Consider the following 3,778-nt stretch of genomic DNA (forward strand, 5'->3'; position numbering starts at 1 on the left):
TTATCTTGCCATGACTTTATCACTTTTGATGCACTCAAAGAGAGTGTAAAAAATATCATGGACAACTATCCATCAAAATATACGATAACTTTTAGTTAAGCACTTATAATCCCATAGACATCATCCCTATACTCGATCTATTAAAATTAAATGCAAGATATACTCACTTTAATTTTAACATTTAGAACGAGTAGGTGGAACGGTTTTTCATACGATAATAATTCTGTTGCCCAACCATATTCTGTTTGGAAAAATTGGAAAATGTGGAATGCGGTACTAAAAGACGACAATGAAATACAAGATCCACACATGGCTGTGCAAGCATTACAAAGTACGTTATCCTTGGATGATGCAAGAATACAATATACGCTAGGCTTACGTGTCAACTATCCAGGCTATGTTCGAGATTACTGGTTTGATCCAACCATCAAAGTAAAATAACCCTATTAAATAAATCGACAAAAAAGCGAACCTTGTAGGTTACAATACCAAATATAATAATGGTTCGCTTATAAGATACATATAAAAATCAATTAAATATATTAATAATTTGCCGTGATGCCTGATAAAGCTCTATCACCGTCCCTTGTATTTGAATCGAGATGACACCATGATTGTTCAACGGCACCACAATACTCCCACGTAAATAAAGATCTTGACTCAATATCTCCCCTCTCGATAATTTCTTCTGCCAACCAGGGGGTAAAGGCTTACCTTGATCAACCTTCTTTTGCAGACCCGGCGGTAATCCCTTCCCATTCCCCTGATGAGCAAACACCGAATAAGACATACTGCTGACTATCAGTAGTAATATCATACAAATGGTTTTCATGTTATTGCCTCCTCTATAATAAATTTACTCACCTAAAAATGACCTAAACGTAATCGCATGATTAAATGTAAGCATACAAAAGGTGAATTTACTTTGTTGAACAACAGCCACCCCTTTTCAAGACTGTAAAAAGCGCCTCAGCCCCATTATGAATAACTCCTAAACAAGGCATGGTACGATTAAAATTCACAAGAAATCTTCATAACAAAGGTGACTCAAACCAGATAACACTTAATTTTAACAATAACTTATGTATATTGATTAACATCAATAAGGAAATATAAAGAGTGCTACAATGAGTTTTACACATACTTTATGGATTTTGGTGATTGTTTAAATAATTATTTTAAAATGAACATATAGTAAGAGCTTACAAAAGGCTCCTTTTTCATTAGCGCCTATAAAAACAATTAGTTAATACATAGGTAGTACGAAGAGAACATTCTTAAAACCAAAGTAAAAATGCCATATTTAATATCTCTGGTTCAGCGAGACTCTGGATTAATTTTACCTGCGCGCTTTTGTGCTGAACCACTAACACTTTTATGGTTTAACAACATTCATCTTGTTATTTTTCAAAAGAATATACAAATTTGAGAACAAGATTCAATTTTATTTTAGTGAGCGCACCACTAATTTATCCATTAATACTAATAAGGTTTTAAAGAATAATGAGTAACCCACGTAAAATCAAACAATTTTTCAGGCTATCTTTAGGCAATGCTTTAGAATGGTACGACTTTTGTCTATTTGGTTATTTTGCTTCAGTCATTGGCGAGGTTTTTTTTAATACTGGCGATAAGCAGACTGATCTGCTTTTGGCTTTTTCTGCTTTTGGAATTGGTTATCTATCTCGTCCTATTGGAGGATGGCTATTTGGTCGTTTAGGGGATCGTATTGGTCGCTACTATGCCATGAATTTATCTGTGATTATCATGGGGATCTCCTCCATTCTTTGTGCTTTTCTGCCGGGTTACACCACTATTGGAATCGCAGCCCCCATTTTATTGTTATTGATCAGAATTATTCAAGGGCTATCGGCAGGAGGACAATATGGCAATTTATTAGTGATCACATCTGAAAATAACGCCCTTCGACATAAGGGGTTTTATACTGGAATTGTTTATAGTGTGGGGACAGCAGGTTTTTTATTAGCTTCTGCGACCAGTTCATTAGTGCTTGATTTATCACCTTCCAATTGGAGTGATTTCGCTTGGAGGATCCCTTTTTACTGGGTGGTATTTTATTGTGTTTCCAAGTCTATTTTGCACATAAAGATAAGGGTTCATCCACAGATAAACCTCAAGCATCGGATAGCAGCAGTGGCTTAAGCCTTCTATGGGGAGAACATCGAGGCATATTCACACTCGTCACCATTTTAGTCTCAGTTTATGGCTTTCTCTATATTTTGATCACCACCTATTTTGTGACTTATATCACTACTTTTACGACACTCACTTTACCGCAAACATTAATGATTAACTCTCTTTCACTGTTACTGGGTTGCATTTTAGTGCCTATAATGGGCTACCTATCAGACCTTGTAAATCGAAAGACTTTTCTGATCACTGGCTGGTTAATCTTTATTTTACTTTTATTTCCATTACTTGCACTTTTAACAGGCAATGGGATCAAGAGTATTACGCTAGGTTTACTCTTAATGTCTTTCATGCTTTCTTGGATTGTGAGTATGGTTACGCCCTATTTTTCTGAACTTTTCCCTCGGCCAGTTCGAGCCACAGGCTGCTGTTTTGCCTATAGTGTCGGTACCACTTTATGCGGTTTCGGTCCTGTGATTGCAACCACACTCACGGATATTAATCCTGATTTCTTGGGATATTTTATGTTGATATTATTACTCATTGGTCTCTTTACTTCATTTTTTATTCCCTCTTTCAAAAAAGAGGCAAATGATGATGTACAAGCAATATTGCAATCCAATCACCTTATTTCTGATTTACCAATGAAATAATACTCATCCTCACTGAGTTAATATCTATCATTTTAACTCATTAAACAGTCTTTCTAACACCCTATAATCGGTCACGACATCTGTTGTAACCGATTTTTATGTCTCTATTTTTACAAGTACGACAAGCAATAGATAAATACCAACAAAATCATTAAGTTATACTTAGATACCAACAAGTACTGTAAAGCAAGTATATCCCATGGCATCGTGATCATTATAATCTGTCACTATTGCCTGCATTTGTTCTAGTCCTTTGTGCACTGGCCACTGACTTAGCACATATGCCGCTTTAACCAACCCAGAACATCCATCACCGACACCCCACAATTTAGGAGCATTTGTGCATACTCCTCTAAATGATGATTCAGCGTTGGGCGGCAAGTTGACATTACCTGACCAAAAGGTGCCACATGCACGTTGAATTATCTTTGAAGGTCTTTACTGACAAGATGATGTATATCAATAAATGATGGTTTAATCTTGTTATTACTTGACTTGATTCGACACTTTGACGTGGGTTCAATACCACACTCAACATCAATAGATAGAGCGAGATTGAGGAGCTAAATCCACTCGACTCCCCATAGACCTAGGTACAGCACCAGGTATATCAGATAAAGATTGAGACAAACGATATTTTGAAGCCAGCTCAGGATGAGGAAACTTCATAAACGGATCAAATGTTTGATTCAACATTGCAGCCAATTGAGTGAACGTTGAATTGCTGCTATCAAAAACACTGGTAAAAAGCGATCCCCAAGACGGATTACCTCGAGTGACGGCAAGTTAACTTACCTCCGGCAAAGCCGGAGGCTTATTTGGGTGACGCCCTAAAAGGGCTTAAGTCCGTGCCCAAGGCACTATCTACATTCCGAGTTTTAATTGATCCCGATGAATGTCATTTTTTTCTTGGTTTCGTATGTACTCTTTTATCATTTCCTCATCCAAACCAACCGTAGAAACATAGTAACCCC

General features: G+C 36.8%; 5 protein-coding genes and 1 pseudogene. 3 read left to right on the forward strand and 3 right to left on the reverse strand.

The features are described from left to right. The first annotated feature begins 261 nt into the window (after positions 1-261). Entirely contained in the window at positions 262-441 is a 180-nt protein-coding gene (locus L2764_RS26190; protein ID WP_248943282.1) for a hypothetical protein, read from the forward strand. Positions 442-529: 88 nt separating this feature from the next. Here the strand turns inward: L2764_RS26190 and L2764_RS26195 are convergent, their stop codons facing one another. Next, entirely contained in the window at positions 530-832 is a 303-nt protein-coding gene (locus tag L2764_RS26195; RefSeq protein ID WP_248943283.1) for a hypothetical protein, read from the reverse strand. A gap of 671 nt (positions 833-1,503) precedes the next feature. Between L2764_RS26195 and L2764_RS26200 the strand changes: the two genes are divergently transcribed. After that, complete coding sequence (locus L2764_RS26200) at positions 1,504-2,163, forward strand: MFS transporter (protein WP_248943284.1); 660 nt, start codon at positions 1,504-1,506, stop codon at positions 2,161-2,163. Then, on the forward strand, positions 2,046-2,804 hold the full coding sequence (locus L2764_RS26205; protein ID WP_248943285.1) for an MFS transporter: 759 nt from the start codon (positions 2,046-2,048) through the stop codon (positions 2,802-2,804). Before L2764_RS26200 ends, L2764_RS26205 begins: the two co-directional genes overlap by 118 nt. A gap of 537 nt (positions 2,805-3,341) precedes the next feature. On the opposite strand, the gene L2764_RS27945 is transcribed toward L2764_RS26205, so the two are convergent. After that, positions 3,342-3,473 (reverse strand): hypothetical protein, encoded by a 132-nt coding sequence (locus tag L2764_RS27945; RefSeq protein WP_283107185.1) that lies wholly within the window; start codon positions 3,471-3,473, stop codon positions 3,342-3,344. A gap of 195 nt (positions 3,474-3,668) precedes the next feature. Further along, positions 3,669-3,778: pseudogene (locus tag L2764_RS26210) on the reverse strand (IS200/IS605 family transposase); the annotation flags it as partial.

This window comes from Shewanella surugensis (assembly GCF_023284005.1).
Lineage (GTDB): Bacteria > Pseudomonadota > Gammaproteobacteria > Enterobacterales > Shewanellaceae > Shewanella > Shewanella surugensis.

Excerpts from the sequence above, each read along its gene's own strand:
- L2764_RS26190 (WP_248943282.1), top strand. The coding sequence starts at position 262 with ATGTGGAATGCGGTACTAAAAGACGACAATGAAATACAAGATCCACAC.
- L2764_RS26200 (WP_248943284.1), top strand. The coding sequence starts at position 1,504 with ATGAGTAACCCACGTAAAATCAAACAATTTTTCAGGCTATCTTTAGGC.
- L2764_RS27945 (WP_283107185.1), bottom strand. The coding sequence starts at position 3,473 with ATGAAGTTTCCTCATCCTGAGCTGGCTTCAAAATATCGTTTGTCTCAA.
- L2764_RS26195 (WP_248943283.1), bottom strand. The coding sequence starts at position 832 with ATGAAAACCATTTGTATGATATTACTACTGATAGTCAGCAGTATGTCT.